Annotated in this window: 16 protein-coding genes; 3 read left to right on the top strand and 13 right to left on the bottom strand. The window is 71.2% G+C overall.

Features of this window, described 5'->3' with window-relative positions; genetic code table 11:
- Position 1: 1 nt before the first annotated feature.
- From IE153_RS20465 to IE153_RS20445, 5 genes are all read right to left on the bottom strand, one after another.
- The gene (locus tag IE153_RS20465) at positions 2-1,708 is read right to left on the bottom strand and encodes a bifunctional uroporphyrinogen-III C-methyltransferase/uroporphyrinogen-III synthase (RefSeq protein ID WP_097218782.1); all 1,707 of its coding nucleotides are present in this window, start codon (positions 1,706-1,708) and stop codon (positions 2-4) included.
- Positions 1,705-2,664 (bottom strand): hydroxymethylbilane synthase, encoded by a 960-nt coding sequence (hemC, locus tag IE153_RS20460; protein WP_189591303.1) that lies wholly within the window; start codon positions 2,662-2,664, stop codon positions 1,705-1,707. Before hemC ends, IE153_RS20465 begins: the two co-directional genes overlap by 4 nt.
- Entirely contained in the window at positions 2,661-4,436 is a 1,776-nt protein-coding gene (locus IE153_RS20455; RefSeq protein ID WP_189591302.1) for a glutamyl-tRNA reductase, read from the bottom strand. The genes hemC and IE153_RS20455 overlap by 4 nt, the downstream gene beginning before the upstream one ends.
- A complete protein-coding gene (locus IE153_RS20450; RefSeq protein ID WP_030840369.1) occupies positions 4,433-5,197 on the bottom strand; it encodes a redox-sensing transcriptional repressor Rex in 765 nt (254 codons plus the stop codon). Before IE153_RS20450 ends, IE153_RS20455 begins: the two co-directional genes overlap by 4 nt.
- 313 nt (positions 5,198-5,510) lie before the next feature.
- Positions 5,511-5,789 (bottom strand): glutaredoxin family protein, encoded by a 279-nt coding sequence (locus IE153_RS20445; protein ID WP_086603661.1) that lies wholly within the window; start codon positions 5,787-5,789, stop codon positions 5,511-5,513.
- Positions 5,790-5,951: 162 nt separating this feature from the next.
- Between IE153_RS20445 and IE153_RS20440 the strand changes: the two genes are divergently transcribed.
- The 3 genes from IE153_RS20440 to IE153_RS20430 all read left to right on the top strand — a co-directional run bounded on the left by IE153_RS20440 (position 5,952) and on the right by IE153_RS20430 (position 9,476).
- Positions 5,952-6,869: an HAD family hydrolase gene (locus tag IE153_RS20440; protein ID WP_051853675.1), complete on the top strand. Its 918-nt coding sequence runs from the start codon at positions 5,952-5,954 to the stop codon at positions 6,867-6,869.
- A 349-nt stretch (positions 6,870-7,218) separates the two neighbouring features.
- On the top strand, positions 7,219-7,989 hold the full coding sequence (locus tag IE153_RS20435) for an ECF subfamily RNA polymerase sigma factor, BldN family (protein WP_030840376.1): 771 nt from the start codon (positions 7,219-7,221) through the stop codon (positions 7,987-7,989).
- 236 nt (positions 7,990-8,225) lie between these two features.
- Complete coding sequence (locus IE153_RS20430) at positions 8,226-9,476, top strand: DUF5667 domain-containing protein (protein ID WP_189591299.1); 1,251 nt, start codon at positions 8,226-8,228, stop codon at positions 9,474-9,476.
- A gap of 221 nt (positions 9,477-9,697) precedes the next feature.
- Here the strand turns inward: IE153_RS20430 and IE153_RS20425 are convergent, their stop codons facing one another.
- From IE153_RS20425 to IE153_RS20390, 8 genes are all read right to left on the bottom strand, one after another.
- Positions 9,698-10,753, bottom strand: a complete 1,056-nt coding sequence (locus IE153_RS20425) for a lysophospholipid acyltransferase family protein (RefSeq protein ID WP_184909393.1) — start codon at positions 10,751-10,753, stop codon at positions 9,698-9,700.
- 14 nt (positions 10,754-10,767) lie between these two features.
- Positions 10,768-11,829 (bottom strand): NAD-dependent epimerase/dehydratase family protein, encoded by a 1,062-nt coding sequence (locus IE153_RS20420; RefSeq protein ID WP_189591298.1) that lies wholly within the window; start codon positions 11,827-11,829, stop codon positions 10,768-10,770.
- A 229-nt stretch (positions 11,830-12,058) separates the two neighbouring features.
- Entirely contained in the window at positions 12,059-12,157 is a 99-nt protein-coding gene (locus IE153_RS20415) for a 30S ribosomal protein bS22 (protein WP_003948845.1), read from the bottom strand.
- A 154-nt stretch (positions 12,158-12,311) separates the two neighbouring features.
- Positions 12,312-12,524, bottom strand: coding sequence for a helix-turn-helix domain-containing protein (locus tag IE153_RS20410; RefSeq protein WP_004984898.1), 213 nt, complete (start codon positions 12,522-12,524; stop codon positions 12,312-12,314).
- Positions 12,525-12,653: 129 nt separating this feature from the next.
- Positions 12,654-13,469, bottom strand: coding sequence for a phosphatase (locus tag IE153_RS20405; RefSeq protein WP_189591296.1), 816 nt, complete (start codon positions 13,467-13,469; stop codon positions 12,654-12,656).
- 84 nt (positions 13,470-13,553) lie between these two features.
- Positions 13,554-14,726, bottom strand: a complete 1,173-nt coding sequence (locus IE153_RS20400; protein ID WP_189591294.1) for an acetoin utilization protein AcuC — start codon at positions 14,724-14,726, stop codon at positions 13,554-13,556.
- On the bottom strand, positions 14,677-15,897 hold the full coding sequence (locus IE153_RS20395) for an MFS transporter (RefSeq protein ID WP_189591292.1): 1,221 nt from the start codon (positions 15,895-15,897) through the stop codon (positions 14,677-14,679). The genes IE153_RS20400 and IE153_RS20395 overlap by 50 nt, the downstream gene beginning before the upstream one ends.
- An 89-nt stretch (positions 15,898-15,986) precedes the next feature.
- Positions 15,987-16,631 (bottom strand): HAD family hydrolase, encoded by a 645-nt coding sequence (locus tag IE153_RS20390; protein WP_189591290.1) that lies wholly within the window; start codon positions 16,629-16,631, stop codon positions 15,987-15,989.
- Positions 16,632-16,703 lie beyond the last annotated feature (72 nt).

Raw genomic sequence — 16,703 nt, 5'->3', positions numbered from 1 at the left:
GTCACGTCGTCGACCGCCTCCGCCGCGCCCCCGGCCGCCGCTCGCTCGGCCGCGTCACCGGGTCGCCGGCCTCCAAAGCCGCCGCACGGCGCTTCGCGCCGAAGTCGGCCAGGGCTTCGGCCAGCTTGTGGACGGACGGCTCGGGAGCCATGACGTCCACCCGGAGCCCGTGCTCCTCGGCGGTCTTCGCCGTGGCCGGGCCGATACACGCGATCACGGTGACGTTGTGCGGCTTGCCGGCGATGCCGACCAGGTTCCGCACGGTGGACGACGAGGTGAACAGAACGGCGTCGAAGCCACCGCCCTTGATCGCCTCGCGGGTCTCCGCCGGCGGCGGCGAGGCCCGCACGGTCCGGTAGGCCGTGACGTCGTCGACCTCCCAGCCGAGCTCGATCAGCCCGGCGACCAGCGTCTCCGTGGCGATGTCGGCACGCGGCAGGAACACTCGGTCGATCGGGTCGAAGACCGGGTCGTAGGGCGGCCAGTCCTCCAGCAGACCGGCGGCCGACTGCTCACCGCTCGGCACCAGGTCCGGCTTCACGCCGAACGCGATCAGCGCCTTCGCCGTCTGCTCGCCGACGGCCGCGACCTTGATGCCCGCGAAGGCACGCGCGTCGAGCCCGTACTCCTCGAACTTCTCCCGCACGGCCTTGACCGCGTTGACCGAGGTGAAGGCGATCCACTCGTAGCGGCCCGTGACGAGCCCCTTGACCGCGCGCTCCATCTGCTGGGGCGTGCGCGGCGGCTCGACGGCGATCGTCGGCACCTCGTGCGGCACGGCCCCGTACGACCGCAGCTGGTCGGAGAGCGACGCCGCCTGCTCCTTGGTCCGCGGCACGAGCACCTTCCAGCCGAACAGCGGCTTGGACTCGAACCACGCGAGCTGGTCGCGCTGGGCGGCGGCGGAACGCTCACCGACCACGGCTATCACCGGCCGGCCGCCGTCGGGCGAGGGCAGCACCTTGAGCTGCTTCAGCGTCTGCGCGATCGTGCCGAGCGTGGCGCTCCAGGTGCGCTGCCGGGTGGTGGTGCCGGCGACGGTGACCGTCATCGGGGTGTCCGGCTTGCGCCCGGCGGAGACGAGCTCGCCGGCCGCCGCGGCGACGGAGTCCAGCGTCGTGGACACGACGACCGTGCCGTCCGACGCCCCGACCTCCGTCCAGCACCGGTCCGACGCCGTCCGCGCGTCCACGAACCGCACGTCCGCGCCCTGCGCGTCGCGCAGCGGCACACCGGCGTAGGCGGGCACGCCGACGGCGCTCGCGATGCCGGGGACGACCTCGAAGGGCACCCCGGCGGCGGCGCACGCCAGCATCTCCTCGGCGGCGTACGTGTCGAGGCCCGGGTCCCCGGACACCGCACGCACGACCCGCCTGCCGCCCCGTGCGGCCTCCATGACAAGATGTGCGGCATCCCGCACCGCGGGGGCGGCGACGGTGGTTGACGTGCCGTCAACTACCGTCAGCTGGGGCGTTCCTGTGCCCGGTGCCGGATCCTGGGAAGGATCCGGGTCCGTATGCACTTCGGACACGCCCTGCCTGGCGTGCTGACGTACGACGTCGAGCACTTCGTGCTCGGCGACGAGGACGTCGGCACTCGCCAGCGCCTCCACGGCGCGCAGAGTCAGCAGTCCCGGATCTCCGGGTCCGGCACCCAGGAAGGTGACGTGCCCGTGTTCAGGACCGGCGGAAAGGGTGGTGGGGCTCACTGTGCTCGCTCCCCCATCAGACCGGCCGCGCCCTGGGCGAGCATCTCGGCCGCGAGTTCGCGACCGAGCGCCATTGCCCCGTCGTGCGTCTCGGGCACGGGACCGGTGGTGGACAGCTGCACCATGCGCGTGCCGTCGGTGGTCCCGACGACGGCGCGCAGGCGCATTTCCTTGACAATCTGCCCGTCGGCCAGAAGGTCGGCCAACGCGCCCACAGGTGCGCTGCAGCCGGCCTCCAGGGCGGCGAGCAGTGATCGCTCGGCCGTCACGGCGATCCGCGTGAACGGGTCGTCGAGTTCGGCGAGCGCGGCGATGAGGTCCGCGTTGCCCGCGGTGCACTCGATCGCCAGGGCCCCCTGGCCGGGGGCGGGCAAAACCGTGTCGACCGACAGGAAGTCGGTCACTTCGTCGCCGCGGCCGATCCGGTTGAGTCCGGCGGCGGCCAGCACGACGGCGTCGAGTTCTCCGCTGCGCACGAACCCGATGCGGGTGTCGACGTTGCCGCGGATCGGGACCGTCGCTATGTCCAGGCCGTGGCTGCGGGCGTACGCGTTGAGCTGCGCCATGCGGCGCGGCGAACCCGTACCGATGCGGGCCCCGGAGGGCAGGTCGGTGAACTTCAGCGCGTCCCGGGCGACGATCACGTCCCGCGGGTCCTCGCGCACCGGCACGGCCGCGACGACCAGGTCGTCGGGCTGCGTGGTCGGCAGGTCCTTCAGCGAGTGCACCGCGAAGTCGACCTCGCCCTTGAGGAGCGCGTCGCGCAGGGCGGTCACGAACACGCCGGTGCCGCCGATCTGGGCGAGCTGCTCGCGCGAGGTGTCGCCGTACGTGGTGATCTCGACGAGCTCGACGGGCCGCCCGGTCACCCGGCTCACGGCTTCCGCCACCTGCCCGGACTGGGCCATGGCGAGCCTGCTGCGCCGGGTGCCGAGCCTCAGCGTCTTGTCGGTCATGCCGGCCCTCGGTCTTTCTCGGTGGTGCTGTCCTCGGCCCGGGAGACGGCGGCCACCGTCTCGGGGTCGAGGTCGAACAGGGTCCGCAGTGCGTCCGCGTACCCGGCGCCGCCGGGTTCGGCCGCGAGTTGCTTGACCCGCACGGTCGGCGCGTGGAGCAGTTTGTCGACCACGCGCCGCACGGTCTGGGTGATCTCCGCTCGGTGTTTGTCGTCGAGACCGGGCAGCCGACCGTCCAGCCGGGCGATCTCGCCGGCCACGACATCGGCGGCCATGGTGCGCAGGGCGACCACGGTCGGTGTGATGTGCGCGGCCCGCAGTGCTGCCCCGAAGGCCGCGACCTCGTCGGAGACGATACGCCGTACCTGGTCCACATCGGCAGCCATCGGAGCGCCCGCGGAGGCCTCCGCCAGCGACTCGATGTCCACCAGCCGCACCCCGGCCAGCCGGTGCACGGCCGCGTCGATGTCGCGCGGCATCGCGAGGTCCAGCAGGAAGAGCACGGGCTCGGGCCGCTGCGGCTCCTCGAGCGGCTCGGGCCGGCGCCGCTCGGGGATCCGCCCGACGGTGGCGACGGTCGCGGCGAGCGCGGCGATGGCGTCGGTGTCCGCGGCCGGGTCGAGCGTGCCGGTCCGTCCCGGCCGGGCCGTACCGGACGCGGCACGCCGGTCGCCACCAACCGAGCCGTTGTCCACCCACGCCGCGTGCTGTTCGAGGTCGGCGGCGGCCATCCCGGCCACTGCGGCCTCGCCCAGCACGGAGAACCCGGCGGTGCCCTGCACCGCGGAGAGGTCGAGCGGGCAGCCGTCCTCGCTGCCGAGGCTGGTGCCCGACGCACCGCCGCGCCGCTCCCCGGAACCGGTCGCGGAGCCGGACTCGCCGCCCGGCGCCCCCGGTCCGTCCTCGCCGGACCCGGCGGCCGGCGCCGGCGTACGGCCCTCGACCGCCTCGGCGACCGACTCGGCCGTCAGGACCAGGCCCGTCGCACCCGTGCAGGAGACGGTGACGTCGGCACGTGTCAGCTCGGCCGGCACCGACTCCATCGGTACCGCGCGGGCCGCCACGTCCGTGTCGTCGCCGTCCATGAGGATCTGGGCGAGGCGCTCGGCGCGGTCGAGGGTGCGGTTGGCGACGACGATCTCGGCGACCCCGGCCCGCGCGAGCGTGGCGGCGGCCAGGGAGGACATCGACCCGGCCCCGATGACCAGGGCCTTCTTGCCCCGCGCCCACTGCTGTACGTCCCCGCCCCGGGCCAGCTGCTCCAGGCCGAAGGTGACCAGGGACTGGCCGGCGCGGTCGATGCCGGTCTCGGAGTGGGCGCGCTTGCCGACCCGCAGGGCCTGCTGGAACAGGTCGTTCAGGAGCCGGCCGGCGGACTGCAGGTCCTGCGCCCGGGCCAGGGAGTCCTTGATCTGGCCGAGGATCTGCCCCTCGCCGACGACCATCGAGTCCAGCCCGCAGGCCACCGAGAACAGGTGGTGGACGGCCCGGTCCTCGTAGTGCACATAGAGATAAGGGGTGAGCTCCTCCAGGCCGACGCCGCTGTGCTGGGCGAGCAGCGTGGACAGCTCGGCGACACCGGCGTGGAACTTGTCCACGTCGGCGTAGAGCTCGATGCGGTTGCAGGTGGCGAGCACCGCGGCCTCGGAGGCCGGTTCGGCGGCGACCGTGTCCTGGAGCAGCTTGACCTGCGAGTCCGCGGTCAACGCGGCCCGCTCCAGCACGCTGACCGGGGCGCTGCGGTGGCTGAGTCCGACGACGAGGAGGCTCATGCCGGCATCACGGCGGGCATGTCCCCGTCGGGCCCCTGGTCGGTGGAGTCGCTGCGGGCGGCGGCGGTGGGGACGCCCCCGTCGGAGGCGGCGGCCTCCTCCCCGGCCTTGCGCTGCTCGTGGAAGGCGAGGATCTGCAGCTCGATGGAGAGGTCGACCTTGCGCACGTCGACGCCCTCGGGGACGGACAGCACGGTCGGCGCGAAGTTCAGGATGGAGGTGACACCGGCGGCCACGAGCCGGTCGCAGACCGCCTGGGCGGCACCGGCGGGGGTGGCGATGACACCGATCGACACGCCGTTGTCCTGGATGATCTTCTCCAGGTCGTCGGCGTGCTGCACCGGGATCCCGGCGACGGGCTTTCCGGCCATCGCGGGGTCGGCGTCGATCAGCGCGGCGACCCGGAACCCACGGGAGGCGAACCCGCCGTAGTTGGCCAGGGCGGCGCCGAGGTTACCGATACCGACGATCACAACCGGCCAGTCCTGGGTGAGCCCCAGTTCGCGGGAGATCTGGTACACGAGATACTCGACGTCGTAGCCGACGCCCCTGGTCCCGTACGACCCGAGGTAGGAGAAGTCCTTGCGCAGCTTCGCGGAGTTGACCCCCGCCGCGGCCGCGAGCTCCTCGGAGGAGACCGTGGGCACCGAGCGCTCCGACAGCGCGGTCAGAGCGCGGAGGTACAGCGGAAGCCGGGCGACGGTGGCCTCGGGAATCCCTCGGCTGCGGGTCGCCGGTCGGTGAGTTCGGCCAGTTGCCACGGTGCTCCTGCGGGTAGAGCGGGGCTGTAGGCGGTCATACGTCCCTACATGACCGCCCCGTCGAATGCAGGCTATGTCTTTGTGAACGCGTGCACAAAGATGGTGTCCGATTTGCCCGGCCAACGTGACCGGGGTCACGCGCCCCCGGCGCACGCGCAGGGAACCGGCGCATACGCACCGCCGCTCCTTGTCTTTCGGGGGCAAAACCGCACACTCTCCTCAGTGAATCCCGCCCCCGAGACCAAGTCACCATCGATCCTAAGCGACTCGACGGCCTCTTTGGACTGATCGGTCAGTCGCTCACCGGGCGGGATCAGTCGGTCAGCGCCTTGCGCAGGCGGTCCTCGTTCACGCGCCAGAACGTGTGCTGCCTGCCGTCCACCAGCACGACCGGGATCTGCTCCCAGTACTGGTCGTGCAGTTCCCGATCCTCGGTGATGTCCTTCTGCTCCCAGGGGACTCCGAGATCACCGCACACCTTCTCCACAACGACCTGTGCGTCATCACACAGATGACAGCCGGGCTTGCGGATCAGGGTGACGAGCCGGTCCCGAGGGGGCCTGCGACGGAAGAGGGGACTCATGTCGGCCATTGTCGCGCGGCCGCGCCCGGGCGGAACCCTCGTGAAAGCGCCAGAGGACGCGCCGACCGCGCCCGTCCCGCGCGGCATCTTTAACGACACGCTTGCCGAGAGTTCACAGGCTCCCAACCTTCCGACTCCGGAACCCCCGAACAAACTGGCTATGCTCACGCCATGGCCGCTCTAGGATGGCTCACTCCCCGTAGGCGCTCCGCCACGGCGCGGAGCGTTTTGGCAGGCGAGGCCTCGGCGGAGGCAGCCCGCAAGTCCACGCAGGAAGTCGCCGGCACGACCGAGGAACCGCAGTTCCCGGTGCACGGCGACGACCAGGCCGCCGCGTTCTTCGACCTGGACAACACGGTCATGCAGGGCGCGGCCATCTTCCACTTCGGACGTGGCCTGTACAAGCGGAAGTTCTTCGAGACGCGCGAGCTGGCGAAGTTCGCCTGGCAGCAGGCGTGGTTCCGCCTCGCCGGGGTCGAGGACCCCGAACACATGCAGGAGGCCCGCGACTCGGCCCTCTCGATCGTCCAGGGCCACCGCGTCGCCGAACTGCAGTCGATCGGCGAGGAGATCTACGACGAGTACATGGCCGAGCGCATCTGGCCCGGCACCCGCGCCCTCGCCCAGGCCCACCTGGACGCCGGCCAGAAGGTGTGGCTGGTGACGGCCGCCCCCGTCGAGATCGCCACGGTCATCGCCCGCCGCCTCGGCCTGACCGGCGCCCTGGGCACGGTCGCCGAGTCCGTCGACGGCGTCTACACCGGCAAACTCGTCGGCGAACCGCTGCACGGCCCCGCGAAGGCCGAGGCCGTCCGCGCCCTGGCCGCCGCCGAGGGCCTGGACCTCGGCCGCTGCGCCGCCTACAGCGACTCGCACAACGACATCCCGATGCTCTCGCTGGTCGGCCACCCCTACGCCATCAACCCGGACAGCAAGCTGCGCAAGCACGCCCGCCGGCTGGACTGGCGCCTGCGCGACTACCGCACGGGCCGCAAGGCCGCGAAGGTCGGCATCCCGGCCGCGGCGGGTGTCGGCGCGGTGGCAGGCGGCACCGCGGCCGCCATCGCCCTGCACCGCCGGCGCCGCTGACCAACCGATCAAACCGGGACACCATCGTTTACGGCCTGACAATCGCCGTAAATCCAACTGGCGTACCCCCACAACCTCGCATCCAGTCCTCTTGGCTGCACACGGCCACAACACGCCCCGGACTCAGCCGCAATCCGAACCATTTCGATCAACAACCGCTCACCCTCAGGCACTTGATCCGGTGTCAATCGGTTACGGAAGCGACGTAATCGATGATTTGAGCAACTCGGTGTAGCAGCGCCTGCACGAAGCGTTATTCTCCTCAGACGCAAACCGGTACCCCTCCGTCGCTACGACGGGTGAAAGGTCCCGCACTGCACGTGATGGAAGCTCTGCCTCTGGGAGTCCCGTGTACCCACACGTCGGGGTTGACGCCTCGGGCCTGGCTACGCTGCGCGCAACGGTCCAAGACCTGTTGCGCGGCTTCGTCCCCACCGCGTACGCCGTCCCCGCATTCGCCACCGCCGCGCCCGTCGGCCCGTGCTACGCACTGGCCGACGGCAGCGCCGCGGTCGGCAGACGAGGCCGCCCGTCCGGGGCGGCCACCGCCCGCCGTCCGGCGGCGGACAGCGACAGCGCCCGGATGATGGACCTCGTGGAGCGCGCCCAGGCCGGCGAGTCCGACGCCTTCGGCCGCCTCTACGACCAGTACAGCGACACCGTCTACCGGTACATCTACTACCGGGTCGGAGGAAAGGCGACTGCCGAGGACCTCACCAGCGAGACCTTCCTGCGCGCCCTGCGCCGCATCGGCACGTTCACCTGGCAGGGCCGTGACTTCGGCGCCTGGCTCGTGACCATCGCCCGCAACCTCGTCGCGGACCACTTCAAGTCCAGCCGCTTCCGCCTCGAGGTCACCACCGGCGAGATGCTCGACGCCAACGAGGTCGAGCGCTCCCCCGAGGACTCCGTCCTGGAGTCCCTCTCCAACGCCGCCCTGCTCGACGCCGTACGGCGGCTCAACCCACAGCAGCAGGAGTGCGTGACGCTCCGCTTCCTCCAGGGCCTCTCCGTCGCCGAGACCGCCCGGGTGATGGGCAAGAACGAGGGCGCCATCAAGACCCTCCAGTACCGGGCCGTCCGCACCCTCGCCCGGCTCCTCCCGGAAGACGCCCGCTGACCGCCCCGCACGATCGGCGACATTCAACTCACGTTCCGTGACGGTTCGTTGGCTTCGGCATTCGATCAGCCGGTGTCCGTAACCCAAGTGCCGCGCCGCTCGTTGTGCGGGATGCAGGCTCCCTGTGGTCACCCCCTGGCCGGCTCCGATCACTCGATCGTGTGGTCGTGGTCAGGGTGTGCAACCCTCAGGACCCCCTGGGGAGTCGACCGTCATGACGAGAGGAGGTGCCGCCAGTGATCGCGAACGTATCGGCGCACCGGCGGGCGAACGCCTTCGCCCAGGCCCTGGAGGAGCAGCCCGAGCAGGGCACGGCGGCCGGGCAGCCCGAAGGATCGGCACCGGCCCCGGCGGCCGCGGAACCGAGCGAGCAGGACCGCCATCTGGCGCTCGCCTCGGGGCTCGGCGCGCTGCCCAAGCCGGAGCTCGACCCCGAGGTCAAGGTCGTCCAGCGGGCCCAGCTGGTGGCCGCTTTCGAGGCCATGCTCCAGGAGGGCACCGCGGGCGGCGGGGCGACGGACAGCGCGGTCCCCGAGCAGCGATCCCGGGCTCGCGGCGCGCACCGCGCGAGTTCGCTGAAGAAGTTCCGGCCGCGTTCCCGGCTCGCCAAGGGCCTCACCGCGGGCGGACTCAGCGTAGGGGTGGCCGCGAGCGCCTTCGGCGGAGTCTCCGCCGCCAGCTCGGACGCCCTGCCCGGCGACTCGCTCTACGGCCTCAAGCGCGGCATCGAGGACGTCACGCTCGGCCTCGCCGACGGGTCGGACGAGCGCGGCCGGGTCTACCTCGACCACGCCTCCACCCGGCTCAGCGAGGCACGCCGCCTGATGGAACGCGGCCGCAGCGGCCCCCTGGACCACGAGTCCCTCGGCGAGATCCGCCGTGCCCTGTCCGGGATGCGGCACGACGCGTCGGAGGGCCACCGGCTGCTGAGCGAGGCGTACGAGCGCGACCCGGACTCGCTGGGCCCCATCCAGGCCCTGTCCGCGTTCTCCCGCTCCCACCGCGAGGCCTGGGGCGAACTGCGCGAGCGACTGCCCGTCCAGCTCGGGGACGTCAGCGAGCAGGTGTCGTCCGTGTTCGACGCCATAGACGAGGACGTCGCCCCGCTGCAGTCCCTGCTGCCCGAGCCCCCGGCCACGAGCGGCGGCGACGGCAAGCGGCGCGGCGCCTCCGAGTCGGCCCCCAGTGGCTCCTCCGGCACCGACCGCTCGGCCCGCCCCAGCGACAGCGGCGGCAGGCCCAGCGACGAGGGCCGCACCGGCAGCGGCGGCCCCAGCCGCTCGACCGGCTCCGGCAGCGACGGTGACGGCCTGCTCGGCGGCAACACCGGCGGCCTCCTCGACCCGCCGAAGGGCAAGGACGGCGAGGCGAGCACCTCTCCGTCGGCGGAGGGCCACACACCCGTCCCCGAGCCGGATGTGACGCTCCCCCCGCTCCTGCCCGGACTGCTGCCCGGCCTGGGCATCGACAGCGAGGACGCGGACTAGACAGCGGCGTTGGGGGCGCCCCTTCGGCAAGGGGCGCCCCCAACGCCGTACGCGGGCCGGCTCAATACGCGGGCAGGTTCAGAAGAACACCGACCTCCGCTGCACCAGCAGCTTGGCCCCTCCTGTCTGCTGCCCTCGCACCGCTCCGCGGGCTTCGGACAGCTGCGCCGGACTCCGTCCGGCGGCTCCGAGCGACCGGCCGGCTGTTGCGAACGTCGGCGTCAGAAGAACACCGACCTCCGCTGCACCAGCAGCTTGTACAGCGTGTGCTGGATCTGCTCCCTGACCTGGTCGGTCAGGTTGAACATCAGCATCGGGTCCTCGGCCGCCTCCGGCGGATAGCCGTCCGTGGGGATCGGCTCGCCGAACTGGATCGTCCACTTGGTCGGCAGCGGGATCGCCCCGAGCGGCCCGAGCCACGGGAAGGTGGGCGTGATCGGGAAGTACGGGAAGCCCAGCAGCCGCGCGACCGTCTTGGCATTGCCGATCATCGGGTAGATCTCCTCCGCCCCGACGATCGAGCAGGGCACGATCGGCGTCCCCGCGCGCAGCGCCGTCGAGACGAAACCGCCGCGGCCGAAGCGCTGGAGCTTGTAGCGGTCCGCGAAGGGCTTGCCCAGCCCCTTGAAGCCCTCCGGCATCACCCCGACCAGCTCGCCCTGCTCCAGCAGCCGGGACGCGTCCTCGGCGCACGCCAGGGTGTGACCCAGCTTGCGGGCCAGCTCGTTGACCACCGGCAGCATGAACACCAGGTCGGCGGCGAGGAGCCGCAGATGCCGGCCCGCCGGGTGGTTGTCGTGCACGGCGACCTGCATCATCAGGCCGTCCATCGGCAGTGTGCCGGAGTGGTTGGCGACGATCAGGGCACCGCCCTCGGACGGGATGTTCTCGATGCCCTTCACCTCGACCCGGAAGTACGTGTCGTACAGCGGGCGCAGCAGGGACATCAGGACCTGGTCGGTGAGTTCCTCGTCGTAGCCGAAGTCGTCGACCTCGTAGTCCCCGGTGAGGCGGCGGCGCAGGAAGGCCAGGCCGCCCGCGATCCGCCGTTCCAGCCCGCCCTCGCCGTCCCGGGAAGGCTCCGGCGGCTGTTCATCGGAAGTCACAGGAACATCATCCTGCGGAACGGCCCTGGTGGGCAGGGGCTGCACCTCGCGTACCGGCACGGACTCCGCGCCCGAGCGGCGGTTCCCGGCGCCCCGGCGCCGCTGCGGGCGCTGCACGGCGCTCCCGCGGGACCGGTCGTCGTCGAACGGAATGACCTTGGCGTCCGCCATCGTTGATGCGCTCCTCAGTTGGCGCTCTGCGTCGGGGAGTGTCCGCCGCCCGCGAGGGGCGAGTCGGCGATCCGGTCGACGGCCCCCGCAAGGGCCTCCGGCGGAAGAAGTCCGGGGCCCTGGCTGCGGGCGAAGTCCGCGAACGTCTCCGCGGTCGTGTACTTGGGCTGGAATCCCAGCGTCTCGCGCATCTGGCCCGTGGCCACCACCCGGCCGTGTGTGAGCAGCCGGATCTGCTCGGGCGAGAAGTCCGTCATGCCCAGCGTACGCACCAGCGAGCCCGCCCAGGTGACGGCCGGCAGCAGCAGCGGCACCGTGGGCCGCCCGAGGCGCCGGGAGCACTGGGAGAGCAGCAGCACACCGTCGCCGGCGATGTTGAAGGTGCCGCTGTTGAGCGTGCCCCGCCGGGGCTCGTGCGAGCCGATCCGCAGCACCTCGATCACGTCGTCCTCGTGCACGAACTGCAGCCGCGGGTCGTAGCCGAACACCGTCGGCAGGACCGGCAGCGCGAAGTACGAGACGAGCGGGGTGTCCGCGGTCGGGCCCAGGATGTTGGCGAACCGCAGCACACACACGGCCACGTCGGGCCGGCGGCGCGCGAAGCCGCGGACATAGCCCTCGACCTCGACGGTGTCCTTGGCGAAGCCGCCGCTGGGCAGGGACTTGGGCGGGGTCGTCTCGGTGAACACGGCCGGGTCGCGGGGCGCGGAGCCGTAGACGTTCGTGCTGGACTTCACGACCAGCCGTCGCACGGACGGGGACTTCTGACAGGCACCGAGCAGCTGCATGGTGCCGATGACGTTGGTCTCCTTCAGGGAGGCACGGTTGCCGCTGCCCAGCGGTGTGCCCGTCACGTCCAGGTGGACGATCGTGTCGGCGCCCGTCTCGGCGAGCACCCTCGCGATCCCGGGCTGCCGGATGTCGGCCTGGATGAAGTCCGCGCCGCCCAGATGGTGCTCGGGCGGCACCGCGTCCACGGCGACGACCCGGTCCACCTCGGGGTCCCGCTGGATCCGCCTGACGAACCGGCCCCCCAGCTGGCGGGCCACTCCGGTCACGAGCACGACCTTGCCCAAGATCAGCGCCTTCCTTCCAGAACGTCTTGCCCCCGCCGCGTTCCCCCGTGGGGCCAACTTAGCGGGTTGTCGTTGCGCTGTGATGACCGCCCGATGCGCGAAGTGACCGAAGCAGCCGGACGCAGGAGCGCGGGGCCGCGGCCGCGGGTCCCGAGGCGGATATGCGTGTGGCCCCCCACCGGTGGGTGGGGGGCCACAGCAACGCTTTCGCGGCTCGCGCGTCGCGAACTTACTTCTTGTTGCGACGCTGAACGCGCGTGCGCTTGAGCAGCTTGCGGTGCTTCTTCTTCGCCATCCGCTTGCGCCGCTTCTTGATAACAGAGCCCACGACTACCCTCGCTCACTTCTCATCACTCGGTGTTTGGGCGCCATGGGCCCATACGACCTACGAGGGGCCAGCCTACCCGTCCGAGCGCTGAGGTCGTAATCGAGGAGGCCGGGGGGATCCCGAGTGCCCTGTGGGGATCGCCCCGACCCTGCCGTCAGGCGGTTTCCACCCCCACGTAACTCTCGCGGAGGTACTCGTGAACCGCTTGCTCCGGGACGCGGAAGGACCGCCCCACACGGATCGCGGGCAGATGACCGCTGTGCACCAGCCGGTACACGGTCATCTTCGACACTCGCATCACCGAGGCGACTTCCGCCACGGTAAGGAACTGAACCTCGTTCAGAGGCCTCTCGCCAGCTGCAGCCATGACACACCTGAACCTTCCGCACTCGACGGCCACCGGCTTCCCCTTCCGGTGACTCTTCGTCGCTGCGTGCTCACTCCCCAATGTAGGTGCCAGTGATGCGAGTGGGGAAGAGGTGCACCCATCGGCGGCCTACTGTGACAGACACGCCCGATTGAGTACGTAGCGGGTAAGCGGCAGGTAGTAATCGGACCGCACGCCGTCATCAAGTGGAACGGCCACGGCCACGGACCCCTCGGCCTCCCCCACGAACAGCGCCGGGTCGTCCGTATCGGCCGGCCCGATGGCCTCGAACCCCAGCTGACCTGCCCCGCAGACCCACCCGTGGTCCCCGATCACCAGCTCCGGAAGGGGCCCGCCGGCCTCCGCACAAGCGGCCAGTACGGTACGAACCGGGAGAGGTGAGTGCGTATGTGCGCCGGGCTCACAACCGGGGCGTTCCACGCCCGGGGTCCGCACCAGCGCGACTCCTCGTACGTAGTCGAGGTTGTACGTGCGTAGGCCGAACCGGGTCGTTATGTCGACACGGCGACCCTGCGCCGGGGTGAGAACGGCACATCCAGCCGCCGACAGCGCGTCTGCCAGAGCGCCGTAGAAGCCGAGCAGCCGATGCGGGTGCCCGGTCCCGAGAAGCACGGGAGCACCCCGCCCGGCGGCCTCGGCGAGACGTTCCGCGAAGGCGTCCAGAGCCGCCAGGGTCCGCTCCGGATCGATCACGTCCTGGCCGGAAACCAACCGGTAATCGGCCGAAACACCACACCGGTCCGCCATCAGCTCGATCAACTCCCGCTGCCCCCAGGCACCTTCGGGATCGATACCGAGCAGCACCCGGGGGTCCCGGGCGGCGAAGAGCCGGTAACTGCGCAGGCTCTCCTCCCGCGAGGTCGCCACGGTCCCGGCGAGCCGAGCGCCCACCAGATGCGCACGCAGGGCTTCGGTGGTCAGCACAAGAAGATCGTGCGTGACCGGAACTCCCCCTGTCCCGAGAACCCGCGAACACCGCACGGTCGGCCTACGCCCGCCGGCACTCCCTCACGCCAGCAGCCCCCGCAGCGGGAACGCCGCCCGCCGGGTCGCCAGCACCGCCTGGTCCAGCCGGTCCGCCGGGTCGTACCCCTCGTCCCAGCCCGACCAGGCCACGGGCCAGCGCCCGTCCGTCATCCGCGCCGGGGCCAACTGCCGCGTCTTCGCGAACACTTCCTGACGCCAGCCCTCGGGGATCATCGCCTCGGGCTCCACGGCCCGCCCGGCCGCGATCGCCACCAGGTGCGTCCAGGAGCGCGGCACCACGTCGACCACCGCGTAACCGCCCCCGCCCAGGGCCACCCACCGCCCGTCGGCGTACTCGTGCGCCAGGTCGTGACAGGCCACCTGCACCGCCCGTTGCGCGTCCAGCGACACCGCCAGGTGCGCCAGCGGATCCTCGAAGTGCGTGTCGGCCCCGTGCTGCGTCACCAGCACCTGAGGCCGGAAGTCGGCGATCAGCTCCGGCACGACCGCGTGGAACGCCCGCAGCCACCCCGCGTCGCCCGTCCCGGCCGGCAGCGCCACGTTCACCGCCGACCCCTCCGCGGAGTCCGCCCCGGTCTCCTCCGGCCACCCGGTCTGCGGGAACAGCGTCTGGGGATGCTCGTGCAGCGAGATCGTCAGCACCCGAGGGTCCTCCCAGAACGCCGCCTGGACCCCGTCCCCGTGATGCACGTCGACGTCGATGTACGCGACCCGCTCCGCCCCGAGCTCCAGCAGCCGCGCGATCGCCAGCGAGGCGTCGTTGTAGATGCAGAACCCGGACGCACCGCCCGGCATCGCGTGGTGCAGCCCGCCCGCGAAGTTCACCGCGTGCAGCGCCTCACCCCGCCACACGGCCTCCGCCGCCCCCACCGACTGCCCGGCGATCAGCGACGACACCTCGTGCATCCCGGCGAACGCCGGATCGTCCATCGTCCCCAGCCCGTACGACTGGTCCGCCGCCCCCGGATCCGCCGACGCGGCCTTCACCGCACCGATGTAGTCCTGGCGGTGGACGAGCCGCAGCGTCGACTCCCCGGCCGCCTTCGCGGCGACGACCTCCACCTCACGGTCCAGCCCGAAGGCGTCGACCAGTCTCCGGGTCAGGGCGAGCCGGACCGGGTCCATCGGGTGCCCGGGACCGAAGTCATAGCCCGTTACTGCCTCGTCCCACATCAGCTGTGCGCGGCCGCTCATGCCCGCCACCGTATCGGTCCGGTTGAGCCGCGAACGAACGGGCGTACACCAGCGTCACCAGCACCAACACCATCGGCACGAGCATGGCCCCGCGGTAGCTCCACAGATCCCCGAGCGCCCCCACCAACGGCGAACCGATCAAGAACCCCACATAGTTGAAGACATTCAGCCGCGCGACGGCCGCGTCCGACGCCCCCGGGAACAGCCTCCCGGCCGCCGCGAACGTCTGCGGCACCAGCACGCACAACCCCAGCCCCAACAGCGTGAACCCCAGCATCCCGACCCACGCCCCCGGCGCCCCCGCCACCACGGCGAACCCACCCGCCGCGACCAGCGCCCCGGCCCGCACGACCGCCACGGCCCCGAACCGCCGCACCCCGAGGTCCCCGATCGTCCGCCCCAGCAGCGTCGTGACCATGTACACGTTGTACGGCACGGTCGCCATCTGCTCCGAGCTCCCGAGCACGTCCTGGAGGTACTTGGCACTCCAGTTGGAGACCGTCGAGTCCCCGATGTACGCGACCGTCATCACCAGACACAGCGGCAACAGCCACTTGAAGACGAGGACCTGGCCCTCCCCGGCCGGCTCCTCCGCCTCGCCCGCCGCACCGCCCCGGTCGTCGACGTACCACCGGCTCCCCACCAGCACGGCCGGCAGCAGCACCAGCACGACCGGCAGGTACGACACCCACAACGCCAGATGCCAGTGCGCCCCCACCCACGCCAGCGACGCCCCGACGATCCCGCCCAGGCTGTACGCCGCGTGGAAACTGAGCATGATGCTGCGCCCGTACGACCGCTGCAGGCTCACCCCGAGCATGTTCATCGACGCGTCCAGCACGCCGACGGCGAGACCGAAGGCCGCAAGCGCGATCCCGAGCTCCACCATCCGCTCCCCGGCCCCGACGCCGAGCAGCGCCAGCAGCACCACGGGCTGGGACCACCGCAGCAGCCGGCTCGGCCGTACCCGCTTCACCAACCGCTCAGTGGTCACGCTCCCGACCCCGGCGAGGATCGGCACGGCCGCCAGAAACGCGGGCAGCAGCGCGTCGGAAACCCCGTACCGGTCCTGGATGGCCGGGATCCTCGTCACGAGCAGAGCGAAGGCGACACCCTGCACCAGGAAGCTGAACGCCAACGAGCCCCTGCCGCGCCGCAGCACATCAGTCATGGCGGCGAGCGTAGGGCCCAGGCCTACCCGTGGGTAGATCCAGCCAAAGATGAATTCTCCTCAGCTTCGGCCTGGTCGTCGGGAACGGCTCACACCAGCAGGTCGAGCAACTCCCCCATGCCGGAGAAGAGCCGGGTGGCCCCGGCGAGCTTCTCCGCGGGCGTCATGGCGGTGAACCCGTACACGTCCATGCCGGCTGCGACTGCCGCCTGCACCCCCAGCGGACTGTCCTCGACGACGACGCACCGCTGCGGCGCGACCCCCATCCGCTCAGCCGCGTACAGGAAGAGATCAGGGGCCGGCTTGCCCCGCCCGACGTCCTGCGAGCTGAAGATCCGCTCCTCGTCGAACCACCGGTCGAGCCCGGTGGTCCGATGCCCCACGCGAATTCGCTCATGGCTCCCGGAGGACGCCACGCAGTACGGCACCCCGTCAGCGGCCAGCTTCTCCAGCACCTCGGAGGCCCCGGCCACGGCCACGAGTTCCTGCTCGAAGGCCGTGAACACCCGTGTGTGAAAGACGTCGTCGAAGTCCTGCGGCAACCGCTGTCCGGTCCGCTCTAGGACCAGCTCGTGAATGCGGTGCATCGCCGACCCCATGTAGTCCCGAATGGACTCCTCGTAGGAGGTGGGGTGCCCCAGTTCGGTGAGGTACGCCGCGAGCAACCGGTTGGAAATGGGCTCACTGTCGACGAGCACGCCGTCGTTGTCGAAAATCACGAGGTCATAGCGCATGGATTCGAGCTTAAACGCAGAAAACCCCCGCATCCGAAGATGCGGGGGTTTTCCCAAAAATTGTTCGGCGGC

It is taken from the genome of Streptomyces massasporeus, from assembly GCF_014648995.1.
Classification (GTDB): Bacteria; Actinomycetota; Actinomycetes; order Streptomycetales; family Streptomycetaceae; genus Streptomyces; species Streptomyces massasporeus.
This window is presented reverse-complemented; position numbering and strand designations above follow the sequence as displayed.